This window comes from Streptomyces sp. RerS4, from assembly GCF_023515955.1.
Taxonomy (GTDB): Bacteria; Actinomycetota; Actinomycetes; order Streptomycetales; family Streptomycetaceae; genus Streptomyces.
Genome location: NZ_CP097322.1, coordinates 1,450,017 through 1,466,000, shown reverse-complemented (window position 1 = coordinate 1,466,000; position 15,984 = coordinate 1,450,017). Strand labels below are relative to the sequence as shown.

Genomic DNA, 15,984 nt, shown 5'->3' with positions numbered 1-15,984 from the left:
GCTTGACGCCCCCGGACGGCCGAAACCCCCGGCGGGGCGGCCCCGGGAGGGGCGCTCCGCCGGGGGCGGGGGTCACGGCGCCGCGAACCCGGCCGTCGGGGGTCGGCGACCCGGCGGTGACGGGTGGGCGGCGGGTCAGCCGTTGCGGGGGCCGGGGAAGGCGGCCGACCGGGCCGCCGACACCGCCGGAACACCGGCCTGGGACTCCTCGCGGACCGGCTGCGGGGGCACGGAACGGGCCGCGGGGATCGTGGAGAGCGGTCCCAGGGGCCGGGTCGTGGTGCCCTCGGCCGGCTGCTCCGCCGCCTCGGCGGCCTGCGCGCGGCGGGCCCCGTACCGGCGGTGGACGGCCTGCTTGGTGACGCCGAGCGCGGAGCCGACGGCGTCCCAGGAGAAGCCGAGGGAGCGGTCGAAGTCCACGGCGGCGGTGACCAGGGTCTCGACGCTGTCCCGCAGCTCCTGCGCGAGACGCACGGTGGGCGCGGGCGCCCTGCCGTAGACGACGAAGCCCGTGGAGGGTCCGGAGCGGCGCGGGCGGTACACGTTGCCGAGCTGGGCGGTGAGCGTCCGCAGAGCGTCCACCTGCCGGCGAACCCGCTCGATGTCCCGCACCAGGAGGTGCAGACTGGCCCGTGCTTGGGCGTCATGGGTGGCGTGGTCGGCCATGAAGAAGCCTCTCGAACCGGTGCTGAAGAGCGGATCGGGCCGCAGACACCGTTCTCATTCGCGGCCCGTTTCGGTCAATCTCTCTTGACCAACGCGTCAGCGGGCGCCCAGGTCACGCTTCGGGGGCGTGTCGGCATATGCGAGAGGCGCGTGGATGTGCGTACGCCCCCTGGACACCGCAGGTGGGCCGCCCCGTGGACGCAGCCTAGACTGGTGCGCTGCTGACAGCCGAGATAGCGAGGTAGGAACCGGTGAAGCTGGTCTTCGCAGGCACCCCCGAGGTCGCCGTGCCCGCCCTGGACGCCCTGATCGCCTCCGGGCGGCACGAGATCGCCGCGGTTGTCACCCGACCCGACGCACCGGCCGGACGCGGCCGACGGCTCGTCGCCAGCCCCGTCGCCGAGCGGGCCGAAGAGGCCGGCATCGAGGTCCTCAAGCCGGTCCGGCCGCGCGACGAGGCCTTCCAGGCCCGCCTGCGCGAGATCGCCCCCGACTGCTGCCCGGTCGTCGCCTACGGCGCGCTCATCCCCAAGAGCGCCCTGGAGATCCCCCGCCACGGCTGGGTCAACCTGCACTTCTCGCTGCTGCCCGCCTGGCGCGGCGCGGCGCCCGTCCAGCACTCGATCATGGCCGGCGACGAGGTCACCGGCGCCTCCACCTTCCGGATCGAGGAGGGCCTCGACACCGGACCGGTCTTCGGCGTCCTCACCGAGGAGGTCCGCCCCACGGACACCAGCGGTGACCTGCTCACGCGGCTCGCCTTCGCCGGCGCCGGCCTGCTGTCCGCGACCATGGACGGCATCGAGGACGGCACCCTGCGCGCCGTCGAGCAGGCCGCCGAGGGCGTCTCCCTCGCGCCGAAGATCACCGTCGAGGACGCCCGGATCGACTGGACCGCGCCCGCGCTGCGCGCCGACCGCGTGGTGCGCGGCTGCACGCCGGCGCCCGGCGCGTGGACCGTCTTCCGGGGCGAGCGGCTCAAGCTGATCTCGGTCGGCCTCGTTCCCGACCGGAAAGACCTGGCGCCCGGCGTGCTCGCCCCCGCCAAGAACAACGTGTACGTCGGCACCGGCTCGCACGCCGTCGAGCTGCTGTGGGTGCAGCCGCAGGGCAAGAAGCCGATGAAGGGCGCCGACTGGGCGCGCGGGGTGCGGATCGCTCCCGGCGAGCGCCTCGGCGGGGCCGACGTAGGCTGATAGCGGCCACGGTGACGGCCCCGGCCGTCACACCCGCGACCGCGCCGCACATCCGCGCCGCACACCCGGCGCCGCACCCGCGCCTCACCCCCGAAACACCCGTAGCGAACCCGTATCCCCGGAGCACCTTTCACGTGAGCGAACAGCCCCGTCAGCCCGGCCGTCGTCCCGCAGGCGGCGGCAAGCCGTCCGGCAAGCAGGACGGCCGTCCGGGCAAGCCCTACCGCCGGCCGCAGAAGGACCCCGTCCGGATGCTGGCCTTCGAGGCGCTGCGGGCGGTGGACGAGCGCGACGCCTACGCCAACCTCGTCCTGCCCCCGCTGCTGAAGAAGGCCCGGCAGAACGAGGGCTTCGAGGCCCGCGACGCGGCCCTGGCCACCGAGCTGGTCTACGGCACCCTGCGCCGGCAGGGCACCTACGACGCGGTGATCAAGGCCTGCATCGACCGGCCGCTGCGCGAGGTGGACCCGCCGGTCCTGGACGTGCTCTCGCTGGGCGCGCACCAGCTGCTCGGCACCCGCATCCCCACGCACGCCGCCGTCTCCGCCAGCGTCGAGCTGGCCCGCGTGGTCCTCGGCGACGGCCGCGCCAAATTCGTCAACGCCGTGCTGCGCAAGATCTCCGCGCACGACCTCGACGGCTGGCTGGAGCGGGTCGCGCCGCCCTACGAGGAGGACGCCGAGGAACACCTCGCCGTCTACCACTCGCACCCGCGCTGGGTCGTGAGCGCACTGTGGGACTCCCTGGGCGGTGGCCGCGCCGGCATCGAGGACCTCCTCGAAGCCGACAACGAGCGGCCCGAGGTCACCCTCGTCGCCCGGCCCGGCCGCTCCACCCCCGAGGAGCTGCTCGCGGCCGTCGGCGAGGACTCGGCGCTCCCGGGCCGCTGGTCCCCGTACGCGGTACGGATGGCCGAGGGCGGCGAGCCGGGCGCGCTGGAGGCGGTGCGCGAGGGGCGCGCGGGCGTCCAGGACGAGGGCAGCCAGCTCGTGGCGATGGCCCTCGCCGCGGCCCCCGTCGAGGGCCGTGACGAACGCTGGCTGGACGGGTGCGCGGGACCGGGCGGCAAGGCGGCCCTGCTCGGCGCGCTCGCCGCGGAGCGCGGGGCGTTCCTGCTGGCCTCCGAGAAGCAGCCGCACCGCGCCCGGCTCGTGGAGCGCGCGCTGGCCGGCAACCCCGGCCCGTACCAGGTCATCGCCGCCGACGGCACCCGACCGCCGTGGCGGCCGGGCTCCTTCGACCGGGTCCTGATGGACGTCCCCTGCTCCGGCCTGGGCGCGCTGCGGCGCCGTCCCGAGGCCCGCTGGCGGCGGCGCCCGGAGGACCTGGAGGGCTTCGCCCCGCTCCAGCGGGCGCTGCTGCGCGAGGCCCTCTCGGCGGTCCGGGTGGGCGGCGTCGTCGGCTACGCCACCTGTTCCCCGCACCTCGCGGAGACGCGGGTGGTCGTGGACGACGTCCTCAAGGGCCGGGGCGCGGGCTTCGACCCGGTGTCGGCGGAGCTGATCGACGCCCGCCCGTACATGGAGGGCGTCCCCGCCCTCGGCGACGGGCCGGACGTCCAGCTGTGGCCGCACCTGCACGGCACGGACGCGATGTACCTGGCCCTGCTGCGCCGCACGGCGTAGGTCGGCCGGCGCAGGTCGGCCGGCGGTGGGCCGTACCGGTGGTCTCCGGTGCGGCCCCCGCATGTCGGGGCCGTGGCCGGAAGCGGTCGGGGGCATGGCACGCTTGGGGCATGGCCGTTCAGATCAATCCCAGCATCCTGTCCGCCGACTTCGCCCGCCTCGCCGAGGAGGCCAGGGCCGTCGAGGGGGCCGACTGGCTGCACGTCGACGTCATGGACAACCATTTCGTCCCGAACCTCACCCTCGGCATGCCGATCGTGGAGTCCCTCAGCCGCGCCACGGACATCCCGCTGGACCTGCACCTGATGATCGAGGACCCCGACCGTTGGGCGCCGCAGTACGTGGAGGCCGGCGCCGGCAGCGTCACCTTCCACGCCGAGGCCGCCGCCGCGCCGGTGCGCCTCGCGCGGGAGATCCGGGCCAAGGGGGCCCGTGCGGCCATGGCACTCAAGCCGGGCACGCCGATCGAGCAGTACGAGGACATCCTCCCCGAGCTCGACATGGTGCTGATCATGACGGTCGAGCCGGGATTCGGCGGTCAGTCCTTCCTCGACATCATGCTGCCCAAGGTGCGGCGCACCCGGGAACTGATCGCCAAGCACGGGCTGGACCTGTGGGTCCAGGTCGACGGCGGGGTCTCGGCCTCGACGATCGAGCGCGTCGCGGAGGCGGGCGCGGACGTGTTCGTGGCGGGCAGCGCCGTATACGGCGCGGTCGACCCGGCCGCCGCGGTGCGGACCCTGCGCGAGCAGGCGGGCGCGGCGATCGCCGCGGCGCCCTGGGCTTGCGACCACTGAGACAAGCGTGGGTGAACAGCTCGGTGAACGGATGCCTTCCGGGCTGATCAACGGCCGTCGGATCTGACAGGATGAACGGCGAGTCGAGAGTGTGAACACGACAGTGTGAACAGCAGTGAGGAGAACGCGGTGTCTGCTATGTCGGCGGGACGGTCAGCCCTGCGGATGGGACCCGCGGAGCTGGTGCAGGCGGCGGCCATGGCCCGCCGCTTCTACCTGGAGGGCAAGTCCAAGATCCAGATCGCGGAGGAGTTCGGCGTCAGCCGCTTCAAGGTGGCCCGGGTCCTGGAGACCGCCCTCGAACGCGACCTCGTACGCATCGAGATCCGGGTGCCGGCCGAACTGGACGCGGAGCGCTCCGACGCGCTCCGGGCCCGGTACGGGCTGCGGCACGCCGTCGTGGTCGAGTCCCCGGCCGATACGACGGAGGACGCGCCGGACCCGGAGAACCTGGGCGCGGTCGCGGCCGATCTGCTGGGCGAGCTGGTCAACGAGGGCGATGTGCTCGGGCTGGCGTGGGGCCGCTCGACCATCCACATGGCCGCCTCCCTGCACCGGCTGCCGCCGTGCACCGTCGTCCAGCTGACCGGCGTCTACGACGCGGGCACCGCCGAGCGCGGGTCCGTGGAGGCCGTCCGCAGGGCCGCGCAGGTCTCCGGCGGGGACGCGCACCCGATCTACGCGCCGATGCTGCTGCCCGACCCGGCGACGGCCGCGGCGCTGCGCAGCCAGACGGGGATCGCCCGCGCCTTCGAGTACTTCGACAAGGTGACCGTCGCGGCCGTGTCGATCGGCTCGTGGGAGCCGGGCATCTCGACCGTCCACGACATGCTGACCGACGAGGAGCGGGCCCACTACGCCTCCCTCGGCGTGGCGGCCGAAATGTCCGCCCATCTGTTCGACGCCGAGGGGCGTCGTGTCGGTCGGGATCTGGGTGAGCGCTGCATCACGGTGGAGGCCGACCGGCTGCGTCGGATCCCCGAGGTCGTGGCGATCGCGGGCGGGCTGCGCAAGGCCGCCGCCATCGGTGCGGTGCTCCGCTCCGGGCTCGTGACCAGCCTCGTCACCGATACCGCCGTCGCGGATTACCTGCTGACGGAGTCCGCTCCGGGGCTTCGGCCGGCGCTGGATCGGGCCGATCCGGACGACTGAGCCGACCGCCCGCGCGGCCGGTGGTGCGGAAGGTGTCCCGATCGAAACCCGAACAGCGGGCCGCCGGAGGCGTTTCGGGGCGCATACTGGACTCGATGACCAAGTCAGCAGTACCTCGCCGCCATTTGCCGTCCAGCCCGTTCAAGGCTCCCGTGGAAGCGCCCCTGCGGCACTTCGGGGTCGGGGACCGGGTGAGTCACGACGAGCACGGCCTCGGCCGTGTCGTCGGTGTCGAGGAGGGCATCGCCGTCCTCGTGGACTTCGGATCGGTCCAGAAACGAATCCTGAGCCCCTACACCAAGATGTCCGTCCTCTGACACCACCACCCGATTCGGACGATTCGCGGGCGAATCGGATGTTTGGCACGATCGGGGCATGATCCTTCGGAACGTCCCCCGGTTGCTGTCGCGTGTCCTGGGGGCACTGTTCCTCTGCGTCGTGCTGGTCGGTGCCGTCGCCTGCGGCGGCGCCCCGTCCACGTCCACGCCGCGCGCGCCCGCGAGCCCTTCCGCCGACGCCTCCGTCGGTGCCTCCGCCGTGCCCCCGCCCGCGTGGGCCAAGGGGATGGCGACCGTACGGGCCGACGCGCTGCCGCCGCAGGCGCGGGAGGTGCTGGCCCTGATCGACCGCGGCGGCCCGTACGCGTACCGGCAGGACGGGACGGTCTTCGGCAACTTCGAGAAGGCCCTGCCCAGGCAGAGGCGCGGCTACTACCACGAGTTCACCGTGAAGACGCCGGGGTCGCGTGACCGCGGGGCCCGCCGGATCGTGACCGGTCGGGGCGGGGAGTTCTACTACACGGACGACCACTACCGGACCTTCAAGGCGGTACTCCGATGAGCCTGGACCCGCAGCCGCTCGCCCCCGCCCTCGCGGCCGCGCGGGAGGCGGGCTGGACCACCGTGGTGCTGGACCTGGGCGGCGTACGGAGCAAGGCGGCGCTGATGCGGTGCTGCGCGCGGGCGCTGGACGCGCCGGAGTGGTTCGGCGGGAACTGGGACGCGCTCGCGGATGTCCTGGTCGACCTGTCCTGGCTGCCGCCGGCGCCGGGGCGGCTGATCGCCGTCACCTCCTGGCGGTCCTACGCCGCCGAGCGGCCGGAGGACTGGGACACCCTGACGGAGATCCTCGGGGAGGCGGTCGACTTCTGGCGCGAGGCCGAGGGGGAACCGCCGCTGACGGTGGTCCTCGCGGCGCCCGAGCGGCGCTGAGCCGAGAGCCGACGGAGCCCGTGGGGCGGCGGACCACCCCACGGGCTCACCGGTTCCCGGGTCTCACTCGGCCGGGGCGGCCTTCGGCTGCGGCTGCCACGGCGGGGTCTGGCCCCAGGACCAGACGGGGATCTTCGCCGCGTCCACCGGCGGCGGGTTGGGGCCCGAGTAGATCAGGGCCATCCGGGTGCCCCACTCGATGTAGTAGACGAACACCGCGCGGAACTCCGGGTCCGTCGGCAGGCCGACCTCGTCGGCCGTGTCCAGCAGCAGGTCCACCCAGCGGCGGCGCTGGCGCTCGGTGATGGCGCGGCCCAGGTGCTTGGTCGCCATGTGCCGGTGTCCGCCGTGGTGGGCGGAGTAGTCGCTCGGGCCGCCGAAGACCTCCGCCAGCCACACCGCGACGTGGCGCGGGTGCCCCGCGTCCATCCCCGCGAAGACGGGGGCCAGGATCTCGTCCTGGAGGGCGTGACCGTAGAAGGCGTCGGTGAGGCGGTTCATCGCCTCCTCGCCGCCCATCCACTCGTAGATCGTGGGTGTGGTGCTCATGAGGCGCCGGCGGCCTTCCCCGGACCGACCACGTCGGTCGCGCTGTAGTGCTGCATCTCCTCGATGTTCGTCACGTACGGGCGGATCGCGCTGAAGAACGCCGGGAAGTGCTCGCCCTTGCGGAAGCCGCCCAGGTGCGCGTCGACCGAGGTCCAGCGGATGCGCAGGATGTAGCGCTCGGTGTCTTCCGTGTTGTGGGCCAGCTCGTAGTCGATGCACTCGGGGGAAGCGGCCAGGGCCTCGGCCGCCCGGCCGTACGCGTCCTCGAACGCCTGCTGGTCCTGCGAGGCGATCCGGTAGCGGATGTACTCGACGGTGGTCGTCATGGTGTGCGTGCCTCTCCCTGGGATCAGGTGGTCGCGGCTACCCTTGCGCGATCATGCGTGCCCGGCCACGGGTTCCGTTACTCGGACCGCGACTTCCGGAGGTCCGCTCACGCGTCCTCGGCGTCCTCCGCGTCCTCGGCGGCCTGACGGAGGTCCGGGCCCTGCGCACGGACCCGCTGGACCTCGTCGAGGGAGGTGCGCAGCTCGGTGAGCCAGGCGTCCGTGTTGCGCCCGACCAGGCGTACGCACCAGGCCAGGGCGTCGGCCCGGCTGCGCGCCACACCGCCGGCGACCAGGGTGTCGAGCACCTGGCGCTCGGACTGGCGCAGCCGGGTCATGACGGGGACGGCGAGGTGGGTGAACAGGACCGTCTCCCCACCCGCCCGTACTCCCCAGGCCACCTTGCGGCGGTAGAGCTCCTCGGCCTCACGGGCCACTTCGACGCGCTGCTCGCGGGTGCGCTCGCGGAACTCCTTGACCGACTCGGACGGCGGGATCTCTCCGACGACCGTGATTTCCTCCCGGTCGACGGTGACCGAGACGAGGGACGCGTAGACGTCGACCGGCAGGCGCTCCGCGAACCAGGCGCGGAGCTTCTCGCTCTGTTCGGCTGTAATCATGTAATCAACGCTGCATCCGTTTCCTTCTTGATCGCAAGGGTCGGGCACCGTCCGGGCGCCCTGTTCGCTCTCAGCCCATCGACCGGTAGCGGTGGATCAGCGAGACCGCCATCGCGCCCTCGCCCACGCCCGAGGCCACCCGCTTGACCGAGTGGGCCCGCACGTCGCCCGCCGCGAAGACGCCGGGAACGCTGGTCTCCAACGGGTACGGGGCCCGCTCCAGGCTCCATTCGGCGGGCAGCTCGCCGCCGTTGGAGATCAGGTCGGAGCCGGTCAGCACGAAGCCGTGGTCGTCGCGCTCCACGACCCGGTCCAGCCAGTCCGTGTGCGGGCGGGCGCCGATGAAGGTGAACATGAACCGGGCCGGGGTGACGGTGTCCTCGCCGGTGTCGGCGTCGTGGAGGGTGATCCGCTCCAGGTGTTCGTCGCCGTCCAGCGCGACCACCGTGGTGCGGACCCGGACCTCGATGTTGGGGGTCCGCTCGATCTCGTCGATCAGGTACCGCGACATGCTCGCGTCCAGGGAACCCGCGCGGACCAGGATCGTCACCCGGGCCGCGTACTTGGCGAAGTGGACCGCCGCCTGACCGGCCGAGTTGGCGCCGCCGACGATGAACACGTGCTGCGAGATGCAGGCCGAACTCTCCGTCGTCGCCGCGCCGTAGTACAGGCCGGCGCCCTCGAAGCGGTCCGCGCCGGGCGCCTGGAGCCGGTTGTACGAGACCCCGGTGGCCAGCAGCACCGTCTCGGCGCTGATCTCCGTACCGTCCGCCAGGGTCAGGATCTTCGCCGGGTCGTCCCGGGTCAGGGAGACCACCTCGACCGGGTGCAGGATCTCGGCGCCGAAGCGGGTGGCCTGGATGGTGGCCCGACGGGTCAGGTCCCCGCCGGAGAGGCCTGAGGGGAAGCCCAGGTAGTTCTCGATCAGGCTGGAGGTGCCGGCCTGGCCGCCCGGGGCGCGGGAGTCCAGCATCAGCGTGGACAGCCCCTCGGAGGCGGAGTACACCCCGGCGGCCAGCCCGGCGGGTCCCGCGCCGACGATCACGCACTCGTAGTGCGGGCGCGAGGCGGTGGTGGCCAGGCCCAGGCGCCGGGCGAGCTCGGTGTCGGTCGGCGCGGAGAGCACCGTGCCGTCGGGGAAGCGGACCAGCGGGAGCGCCGCGCCCGCCTGCGCGGCGGCGATCACGGTCAGCGCCTCCGGATCGCGCTCGACGTTCAGGAAGCGGAACGGCTGTCCGTTGCGGGTGAAGAAGTCCCGGACGGCGTGCGTGCCGGGGGAGACCAGGTGGCCCGCGACGATGATGCCGTCGTAGGCCGGCCGGTAGGTGGCCAGCCAGTCGGACAGCAGGTCGTCCAGCACCGGGAAGAGCCGCTCGTGCGGCGGGTCCCAGGGCTTGAGCAGGTAGTAGTCCAACCGGACCCGGTTGATGGCGGTGATGGCCGCGTCCGTTTCGGCGTACGCGGTCAGCAGGACCCGGCGGGCGTCCGGGAAGCGGCTGACGGCCTCCAACAGGAACTCCACGCCGGTCACGTCGGGCATCCGCTGGTCGACGAGGAACAGCGCGGGGTCGTGCCCGCGCTCGTCCAGGGAGTCGAGGATCTTCAGGGCGTCGGCGGCCGAGGAGGCGCCGAGCACCCGGTAGCGGTCGCCGTAGGCGCTGCGCAGGTCGCGGCGGACGGCGCGCAGGACCTGCGGGTCGTCGTCCACGGCCAGGATGACGGGCTTGCGGCTCTCGGCGCGCTCGGGCGCGGAGCCGGCGGCCTCGGCCGACTCGGAGGCGGGAGCGGCGGCGCGCTCCGGGGCCGCGCTCACGCGGGTTCCAGCATCAGCTGGTCGGCGTAGCACCAGGCCCAGTCCTCACCGGGCTCGTGCGAGGCCGCGATGGGATGGGCGGTCGCCTTGTAGTGCCGTGTGGCGTGACGGTTCTTCGACGAGTCGCAGCATCCGACATGACCACAGCTCAGGCACATCCGCAGGTGCACCCAGGTGTCACCGGAGGCGAGGCACTCCTCGCACCCCTCGGTACCGGGTTTCACCGGACGTATCCGGTCGGTGTGTGTGCACAACAGGTCCTTCGTCATCGTCCCCGTCCCTCTCCTCGCGCCTTCGACCCGCGCGCCCGTCACCCACGGCGCGTCGCCGACCTTAGGGCGGGAAAGTCGAAAAGGTTCACCGATCCGGCCGAGGTCATGAAGTCCGGCGGGTACTTCCTGACCTCGCCGGCCGACTAGGTGAGGTGTCCCGAAGACCTTGCCCGCTACCTCACGAAGTCGCATTCACGCCCTTTGACGCGGGCCCCGGGCCGCACGCAGTGTGAGGGATGCCAACGACAACAGGCGGCGCCTGGAGGAATCTGTGAGCAGAAAGATTCTGGTCATTGTCTCCGAACACGGTTACTGGGCCGAGGAACTGATCGGTCCCGTTTCGAAGTTCGATGAGCGGGGCTACGAGACCGTATTCGCGACGCCGACCGGAAAGCGTGCCCACGCACTTCCGCCGAGCCTCGACGCGAACTTCGTCGACCCCCCGCTGGGCCGTTCGGTCACCACCGAGGAGAACGCCCGACTGGGCCGCGAGTTCGAGCGGTCCAGCCGGCTCGACACGCCCCTCGACATCGAGGCGTGGGTGCCCGAGCGCCCGTACACCAGCGACGAGGGCTACCTGCGCAAGCTGGAGCAGTGGAACCGCGACCTGGACCGCCTCGACGCGGACATCGCCGATTACGACGCGATCCTCGTCGTCGGTGGCAGCGGCCCCATCGTCGACCTCGCCAACAACGAGCGCGTGCACGCCCTGATCCTGGCCTTCCGCAGGGCGGGCAAGGTCGTGGCGGCCGAGTGCTACGGCGTGGCCTGCCTGGCCTTCGCCCGTGACTGGGGCGACCGCAAGAGCATCATCTGGGGCAAGCACGTGACCGGCCACTGCAAGGAGTACGACTACAAGGACGGCACCGGATTCCTCGGTACCGACTTCAACATGGGCCCGCCGCCGTACCCGCTGGAGTACATCCTGCGCGATGCGACCGGCCCGCTCGGCGCCTATCACGGCAATTTCGGAAAGCCGGTCTCCGTGATCGTCGACTACCCGTTCGTCACCGGACGTTCGACCCCCGACTCGTACCTCACGGGGCAGAAGATCGTGGAAGTCCTGGAGGACGGTCTCACCCGCTACGGCTGGTAATCGCCGAGACGTGCGAGAAAAGAGGGGGAGTTCCATGAACGCCGAAGCCACTCCCGGCCGGGAAAGGCTGATCGAGCAGTTCAAGGCCGACGGCCTGAATGTCATGTTCGGAAATCCGGGAACGGTCGAGCAGGGATTCCTCGACGCGGTGGACGCGGCGGCGGACTTCTCCTACGTCCTCGCCCTCCAGGAAACCGTCGCCGCCGGCATCGCCGACGGCTACGCCCGCGCCACCGGCGGTGCGGCCCTGCTCCAGCTGCACTCCGGCGTGGGGCTCGGCAACGGCATCGGCATGCTGTACCAGTCGCTGCGCGGCCACACCCCGCTCGTCGTGGTCGCCGGCGACGCCGGCGTCCGCTACGACGCCATGGACGCGCAGATGGCCTGCGACCTGGTCGCCCTGGCCAAGCCGGTCACCAAGTACGCGACCCGGGTCACCGACCCGCGGTCCGTCCTGCGCACCGTCCGGCGGGCCGTGAAGATCGCCCTGACGCCGCCGCGCGGCCCGGTGTTCGTGGCGCTGCCCATGGACGTGCTGGACGAGCCGAACTCCGAGCCCGTCCTGCCCACCGCGGTCCCGCTCACGGACGTGGCCCCGTCGGCGGCGTCGGTGGGGCGGGCCGCCGACCTGCTCGCCGACGCCGAACGGCCCGTCGTGCTCGTCGGGGACGGGGTCGCGCTCTCCGGGGCGCAGGTCGAACTGGTCGCCGTCGCCGAGCTGTTGGGGGCGGACGTCTACGAGGTCGACTCCTCCGAGGTCAACATCGCGGCCTCGCACCCGCTGCGCCGCGGCCAGACCGGCCACATGTTCGGCCCGCACAGCGGGGAACTCGTCGGCGGGGCCGACGGGGTGCTGATCGTCGGCACCTACGTCTTCCCCGAGGTGTTCCCCGAACTGGAGAGCCCCTTCCGGCCGGGCGCCCGGGTCGTGCACATCGACCTCAACGCCTACGAGATCGCCAAGAACCACCCCGTCGACCTCGGCCTCGCCGCCGATCCGCGCCAGGCGCTGCGCGCACTGGCCGGCGTACTGGAGCGGCGGATGACCCCGGCCCGGCGGGCGGCGGCCGCGGCACGGCTCGACGTACGCACCCGGGAACGGGCCCGCGAGGAGCTGTCGCGGGAGCGGGACGACACGCCGATGGCCGTCTTCCTGCGGACGCTGGCCGAACGCACCGCCGGGGACCTGATCGTCTTCGACGAGGCGCTCACCACCTCGCCGCTCGTCACCCGGTACCTGCCGGCGGAGCGACCGGGCGACTACCACCTCACCCGGGGCGGCTCGCTCGGGATCGGTTTCCCCGGGGCGGTCGGCGCCAAGCTGGCCCACCCGGACCGGCTCGTCGTCGGCTTCGCGGGCGACGGCGGGTCCATGTACACCTACCAGGCGCTGTGGACGGCGGTCCGGCACGGGATCGACGCCAAGTTCGTGGTCTGCAACAACCGCAAGTACCGGCTGCTGGACGACAACATCGCCCAGTACTGGCGGGAGCGGGAGATCCCGGAGCACGGCTTCCCGGGCTCCTTCGACCTCTCCCACCCGGAGATCGACTTCGCCGGGCTGGCCCGTGCGCTGGGCGCCGACGGGACGCGGGTGGAGAAGCCGGACGAGGCGGTCGCGGCGGTGGGCCGGATGCTGGACCACCCCGGCCCGTTCCTCGTCGACATCCAGATCTGACACGCCCGAACGAACGCCCCGAACCATCGTCCCGAACGGACAGGAGGAGAGCGCATGCCCGCCGAGCGGCAGTTGACCGAGGAATCGATCCGCAGGTTCGCCGAGAACTGGTACGTGGCCCTGGACCGGCACGTGGAGCCCGACCAGGTGCTCGCCATGATCACCGAGGACCTGGAGTTCAAGGTCCCCGAGGACACCTTCCTCGGCCACGAGGGCTTCGGCCGCTGGTACGAGGCCGTCACCCACCGGTTCTTCGACGAGGTGCACACGGTCACCAAGGTCGAGCCCGTCATCGAGGGCGACCGGGCGATCGTCCGGGTCCTCGTCAACTGGCAGGCCAAGATCTGGGACCCGCCGGGCGCGCGCAGCCAGTGGCTGGGCTTCGACGCCGACCAGACCTGGACCGTCGTCACCGGCCCGGACGGGCCCCTGATCAAGCAGTACACCGTCAACGAACTGGCCCCGATGCCCGGTTCCGGCTCGCTCTGAGCGCCGGCGAAGGAGATCCGACGATGACCGAAGTGACACCGGAGCGGGTCCGGGCGGCCTATGCCGCCCTCGGCTCCGGGGACCGGGCGCGCATCCTGGAGTACTACTCCGAGGACCTGCGCTGGCTGGTGCCGGGCAACCACCCGCTGGCCGGCTGGTACGAGAGCCTGGACGCCTTCCTGGAGCTGATGGGGCAGACCCACAAGCTCACGGGCGGCACCTTCCGGATGGACCTGGAGGCGATCCTCGTCGGCGAGGACTGCAGCGCGGACGTGTGCCGCAACGTGGCCCGGCGGGACGGCGGGGGCGAGTCCCCGTACGAGCGGATGGACTACCCGGTCTTCCACTACATGCGGTGGCGGGACGGCCGGGTCGTCGAGGGCCGCGACGGCCTCTTCGGCGACACCGCCTCCGCCTTCAGCCGGTTCTGGGCGCCCTTCGCGCCGGACGGAACCCGCAGGGACCGATAGGGGATGAGCGACGCGATGGACGCACGAGAGATCCTCACGAAATATTACGAGTTCGCGAACGCCGGTGACTGGGACGGCTGGTGCGACCTGTTCGCCGACGACCAGGTCATGGACGAGCAGCTCGCCGGACACATCGAGGGCCTGGAGACCCTGCGCTCGATGATGAAGGGCATGGGGACCATGTACCGGGTCTTCCGCAACGAGCCCGTGCACTTCCTCGTCGACGGGGAGAAGGCCGCGGCCGTCTCCCACCTCACCGCCGTCAGCGCCTCCGGCGAGGCGATCGAGGCCGAGGTCATGAACTTCTTCCGGATCGTGGACGGGAAGATCGCATACATGGCGAACCACCACGACACCGTTCCCTTCCAGGTGCTGAGCCAGGGCTGAGGGGGAGGCACACGTGGCCACAGAGCAGTACGACTACGTCATCGTCGGCTCCGGCACCGCCGGCAGCGTCCTCGCCAACCGCCTCTCCGCGGACCCGGACGTCTCCGTCCTGGTCCTGGAGGCCGGCGGCTCGCGGATCCCGCCCGAGGTGGACGACCCGTCCTCCTGGTACAAGCTGCTCGGCGGACCCGTCGACTGGGGCTACACCAGCGTCCCGCAGCCGGGACTGGGCGGCCGGCGTACGTACGAACCGCGCGGCAAGGCCCCCGGCGGCAGCAGCAACCTCTACATCATGATGCACATCCGGGGCCACGCCTCGGACTTCGACAACTGGGCCTACCAGGGCGCGGCCGGCTGGGCGTACGAGGACGTGCTGCCGTACTTCGCCCGGCTGGAGGGCCAGGAGGACGTCACCGCCGCCACCACCGGCACCGACGGCCCCCAGCGGATCACCAACGCCGGCCTGCACGGCCCCAACCCGGTCTCCCGCGCCTTCATCGACGCGGCCGTGGAACTCGGCCACCGCGAGATCGCCGACTTCAACACCGACGGCCCCCGCCGCGGCCTCTTCGGCACCGGCTGGCACCACATCGACGTGGCCGACGGCCGCCGGCAGGGCGTGCTCGCCGCCTACCTGGAGCCCGCGCTCACCCGGCCCAACCTGACGCTGCGCACCGGCGCCCAGTCGACCCGGCTCCTCTTCGACGGGGACACCTGCACGGGCGTCGAGTACGCCCAGCTCCGGGCCCCCGCCACGCTTTCGGACAGCGACGTCCCGGGCCGGACCGTCCGCGACGCCCACAGCGGCGCCTCCACGCCGGGCACGCACACCGTACGGGCCCGCCGCGAGGTGATCGTGGCGGCCGGCGCGATCGAGTCCCCGAAGCTGCTGTTGCTGTCCGGCATCGGCCACCCGGACGCACTGCGCGAGCACGGCATCGAGGTCACCGCGGCCGTGCCCGGCGTCGGCGAGAACTTCCACAACCACGTGCTGGCCGGGCTGATGGCCGAGGTCACGCAGGAACTGCCGGCGCCCGCGCAGAACCTCTCCGAGAGCGCCCTGTTCCTGTCGTCGCGGCCCGGACTGCCCGCGCCGGACCTCCAGATCGCCTTCGTCCACGTCCCCTTCGACGTGATCGTCGGCCAGGACCACCCCAACACCGTCTCGATCCTGCCCGGTGTGGTCCGCCCCGTCTCCCGCGGCTGGATCCGCCTCGCGAGCGCCGACCCGCTGGCGCACCCGCTGATCCACCCCAACTACCTCGGGGACCGCTGGGACCTGGAGCGGATGGTGCAGGGCGTCAAGCTCGCGCGGGAGATCTTCGCGACCTCCGCCTTCTCGCCCTGGTACAAGCAGGAGCTCCAGCCCGGTCCCGGCACGGTGAGCGACGAGGAACTGCGCACCTGGGTCCGGCAGAAGTCGGAGAGCTACCACCACCAGGCCGGCTCCTGCCGGATGGGCATCGACGACCTCTCCGTCGTCGACCCCGAACTGCGGGTGCACGGCGTACGCAACCTGCGCGTCGTGGACGCGAGCGTGATGCCCGCCGTCCCGTCGGGCAACTGCCACACCGCCATCGCGATGATCGCCGAACGCGCGGCGGACTTCATCGGCGGTCCGAACAGGGGGGCCTGAC

General features: G+C 72.2%; 19 protein-coding genes. 13 read left to right on the top strand and 6 right to left on the bottom strand.

What is annotated here, in order from left to right; genetic code table 11:
• Window positions 1-135: 135 nt before the first annotated feature.
• Window positions 136-666 (bottom strand): hypothetical protein, encoded by a 531-nt coding sequence (locus tag M4D82_RS06665; protein ID WP_249765154.1) that lies wholly within the window; start codon window positions 664-666, stop codon window positions 136-138.
• Between the two features lie 251 nt (window positions 667-917).
• Between M4D82_RS06665 and fmt the strand changes: the two genes are divergently transcribed.
• From fmt to M4D82_RS06630, 7 genes are all read left to right on the top strand, one after another.
• Window positions 918-1,862 (top strand): methionyl-tRNA formyltransferase, encoded by a 945-nt coding sequence (gene fmt / locus M4D82_RS06660; protein ID WP_249765153.1) that lies wholly within the window; start codon window positions 918-920, stop codon window positions 1,860-1,862.
• A gap of 134 nt (window positions 1,863-1,996) precedes the next feature.
• Entirely contained in the window at window positions 1,997-3,487 is a 1,491-nt protein-coding gene (locus tag M4D82_RS06655) for an RsmB/NOP family class I SAM-dependent RNA methyltransferase (RefSeq protein WP_249765152.1), read from the top strand.
• Between the two features lie 110 nt (window positions 3,488-3,597).
• Window positions 3,598-4,284, top strand: a complete 687-nt coding sequence (gene rpe, locus M4D82_RS06650; protein WP_249765151.1) for a ribulose-phosphate 3-epimerase — start codon at window positions 3,598-3,600, stop codon at window positions 4,282-4,284.
• A gap of 138 nt (window positions 4,285-4,422) precedes the next feature.
• On the top strand, window positions 4,423-5,436 hold the full coding sequence (locus M4D82_RS06645) for a sugar-binding transcriptional regulator (RefSeq protein ID WP_249771530.1): 1,014 nt from the start codon (window positions 4,423-4,425) through the stop codon (window positions 5,434-5,436).
• Between the two features lie 95 nt (window positions 5,437-5,531).
• A complete protein-coding gene (locus tag M4D82_RS06640; protein WP_249765150.1) occupies window positions 5,532-5,753 on the top strand; it encodes a hypothetical protein in 222 nt (73 codons plus the stop codon).
• Between the two features lie 58 nt (window positions 5,754-5,811).
• Window positions 5,812-6,276, top strand: a complete 465-nt coding sequence (locus tag M4D82_RS06635) for a guanyl-specific ribonuclease (protein WP_249765149.1) — start codon at window positions 5,812-5,814, stop codon at window positions 6,274-6,276.
• On the top strand, window positions 6,273-6,647 hold the full coding sequence (locus M4D82_RS06630; protein ID WP_249765148.1) for a barstar family protein: 375 nt from the start codon (window positions 6,273-6,275) through the stop codon (window positions 6,645-6,647). The genes M4D82_RS06635 and M4D82_RS06630 overlap by 4 nt, the downstream gene beginning before the upstream one ends.
• A 63-nt stretch (window positions 6,648-6,710) precedes the next feature.
• Here M4D82_RS06630 and M4D82_RS34275 read toward each other — a convergent pair whose 3' ends face one another.
• The 5 genes from M4D82_RS34275 to M4D82_RS06610 form a co-directional block, all read right to left on the bottom strand.
• Entirely contained in the window at window positions 6,711-7,196 is a 486-nt protein-coding gene (locus M4D82_RS34275) for a group II truncated hemoglobin (RefSeq protein ID WP_349637047.1), read from the bottom strand.
• On the bottom strand, window positions 7,193-7,522 hold the full coding sequence (locus M4D82_RS34270; protein ID WP_349637046.1) for a putative quinol monooxygenase: 330 nt from the start codon (window positions 7,520-7,522) through the stop codon (window positions 7,193-7,195). The genes M4D82_RS34275 and M4D82_RS34270 overlap by 4 nt, the downstream gene beginning before the upstream one ends.
• Window positions 7,523-7,629: 107 nt before the next feature.
• Window positions 7,630-8,142: an ATP-binding transcription factor AbmR gene (abmR, locus tag M4D82_RS06620; protein ID WP_249765147.1), complete on the bottom strand. Its 513-nt coding sequence runs from the start codon at window positions 8,140-8,142 to the stop codon at window positions 7,630-7,632.
• A 70-nt stretch (window positions 8,143-8,212) separates the two neighbouring features.
• The gene (locus tag M4D82_RS06615; protein WP_249771528.1) at window positions 8,213-9,856 is read right to left on the bottom strand and encodes an FAD-dependent oxidoreductase; all 1,644 of its coding nucleotides are present in this window, start codon (window positions 9,854-9,856) and stop codon (window positions 8,213-8,215) included.
• A 95-nt stretch (window positions 9,857-9,951) separates the two neighbouring features.
• Window positions 9,952-10,224: a UBP-type zinc finger domain-containing protein gene (locus M4D82_RS06610; protein WP_249765146.1), complete on the bottom strand. Its 273-nt coding sequence runs from the start codon at window positions 10,222-10,224 to the stop codon at window positions 9,952-9,954.
• Window positions 10,225-10,498: 274 nt separating this feature from the next.
• On the opposite strand from M4D82_RS06610, the gene M4D82_RS06605 reads away from it, so the two are divergent.
• From M4D82_RS06605 to M4D82_RS06580, 6 genes are read left to right on the top strand one after another with little or no spacing between them, the layout of a single operon-like run.
• Entirely contained in the window at window positions 10,499-11,323 is an 825-nt protein-coding gene (locus M4D82_RS06605; protein WP_249765145.1) for a type 1 glutamine amidotransferase domain-containing protein, read from the top strand.
• Window positions 11,324-11,357: 34 nt separating this feature from the next.
• The gene (locus tag M4D82_RS06600; protein ID WP_249765144.1) at window positions 11,358-13,001 is read left to right on the top strand and encodes a thiamine pyrophosphate-binding protein; all 1,644 of its coding nucleotides are present in this window, start codon (window positions 11,358-11,360) and stop codon (window positions 12,999-13,001) included.
• A gap of 54 nt (window positions 13,002-13,055) precedes the next feature.
• On the top strand, window positions 13,056-13,490 hold the full coding sequence (locus M4D82_RS06595) for a nuclear transport factor 2 family protein (RefSeq protein WP_249765143.1): 435 nt from the start codon (window positions 13,056-13,058) through the stop codon (window positions 13,488-13,490).
• A 23-nt stretch (window positions 13,491-13,513) separates the two neighbouring features.
• Window positions 13,514-13,960, top strand: coding sequence for a nuclear transport factor 2 family protein (locus M4D82_RS06590; RefSeq protein WP_249765142.1), 447 nt, complete (start codon window positions 13,514-13,516; stop codon window positions 13,958-13,960).
• Window positions 13,961-13,975: 15 nt separating this feature from the next.
• Window positions 13,976-14,347 (top strand): nuclear transport factor 2 family protein, encoded by a 372-nt coding sequence (locus tag M4D82_RS06585; protein ID WP_249765141.1) that lies wholly within the window; start codon window positions 13,976-13,978, stop codon window positions 14,345-14,347.
• A 13-nt stretch (window positions 14,348-14,360) separates the two neighbouring features.
• Complete coding sequence (locus M4D82_RS06580; protein ID WP_249765140.1) at window positions 14,361-15,983, top strand: GMC family oxidoreductase; 1,623 nt, start codon at window positions 14,361-14,363, stop codon at window positions 15,981-15,983.
• The last annotated feature ends 1 nt before the right edge of the window (window position 15,984 follow it).

Coding starts and splice junctions, on each gene's coding strand:
- M4D82_RS06665 (WP_249765154.1), bottom strand. CDS start 666: ATGGCCGACCACGCCACCCATGACGCCCAAGCACGGGCCAGTCTGCAC.
- rpe (WP_249765151.1), top strand. CDS start 3,598: ATGGCCGTTCAGATCAATCCCAGCATCCTGTCCGCCGACTTCGCCCGC.
- M4D82_RS06645 (WP_249771530.1), top strand. CDS start 4,423: ATGTCGGCGGGACGGTCAGCCCTGCGGATGGGACCCGCGGAGCTGGTG.
- M4D82_RS06640 (WP_249765150.1), top strand. CDS start 5,532: ATGACCAAGTCAGCAGTACCTCGCCGCCATTTGCCGTCCAGCCCGTTC.
- M4D82_RS06635 (WP_249765149.1), top strand. CDS start 5,812: ATGATCCTTCGGAACGTCCCCCGGTTGCTGTCGCGTGTCCTGGGGGCA.
- M4D82_RS06630 (WP_249765148.1), top strand. CDS start 6,273: ATGAGCCTGGACCCGCAGCCGCTCGCCCCCGCCCTCGCGGCCGCGCGG.
- M4D82_RS34275 (WP_349637047.1), bottom strand. CDS start 7,196: ATGAGCACCACACCCACGATCTACGAGTGGATGGGCGGCGAGGAGGCG.
- M4D82_RS34270 (WP_349637046.1), bottom strand. CDS start 7,522: ATGACGACCACCGTCGAGTACATCCGCTACCGGATCGCCTCGCAGGAC.
- abmR (WP_249765147.1), bottom strand. CDS start 8,142: ATGATTACAGCCGAACAGAGCGAGAAGCTCCGCGCCTGGTTCGCGGAG.
- M4D82_RS06610 (WP_249765146.1), bottom strand. CDS start 10,224: ATGACGAAGGACCTGTTGTGCACACACACCGACCGGATACGTCCGGTG.
- M4D82_RS06600 (WP_249765144.1), top strand. CDS start 11,358: ATGAACGCCGAAGCCACTCCCGGCCGGGAAAGGCTGATCGAGCAGTTC.
- M4D82_RS06595 (WP_249765143.1), top strand. CDS start 13,056: ATGCCCGCCGAGCGGCAGTTGACCGAGGAATCGATCCGCAGGTTCGCC.
- M4D82_RS06590 (WP_249765142.1), top strand. CDS start 13,514: ATGACCGAAGTGACACCGGAGCGGGTCCGGGCGGCCTATGCCGCCCTC.
- M4D82_RS06585 (WP_249765141.1), top strand. CDS start 13,976: ATGGACGCACGAGAGATCCTCACGAAATATTACGAGTTCGCGAACGCC.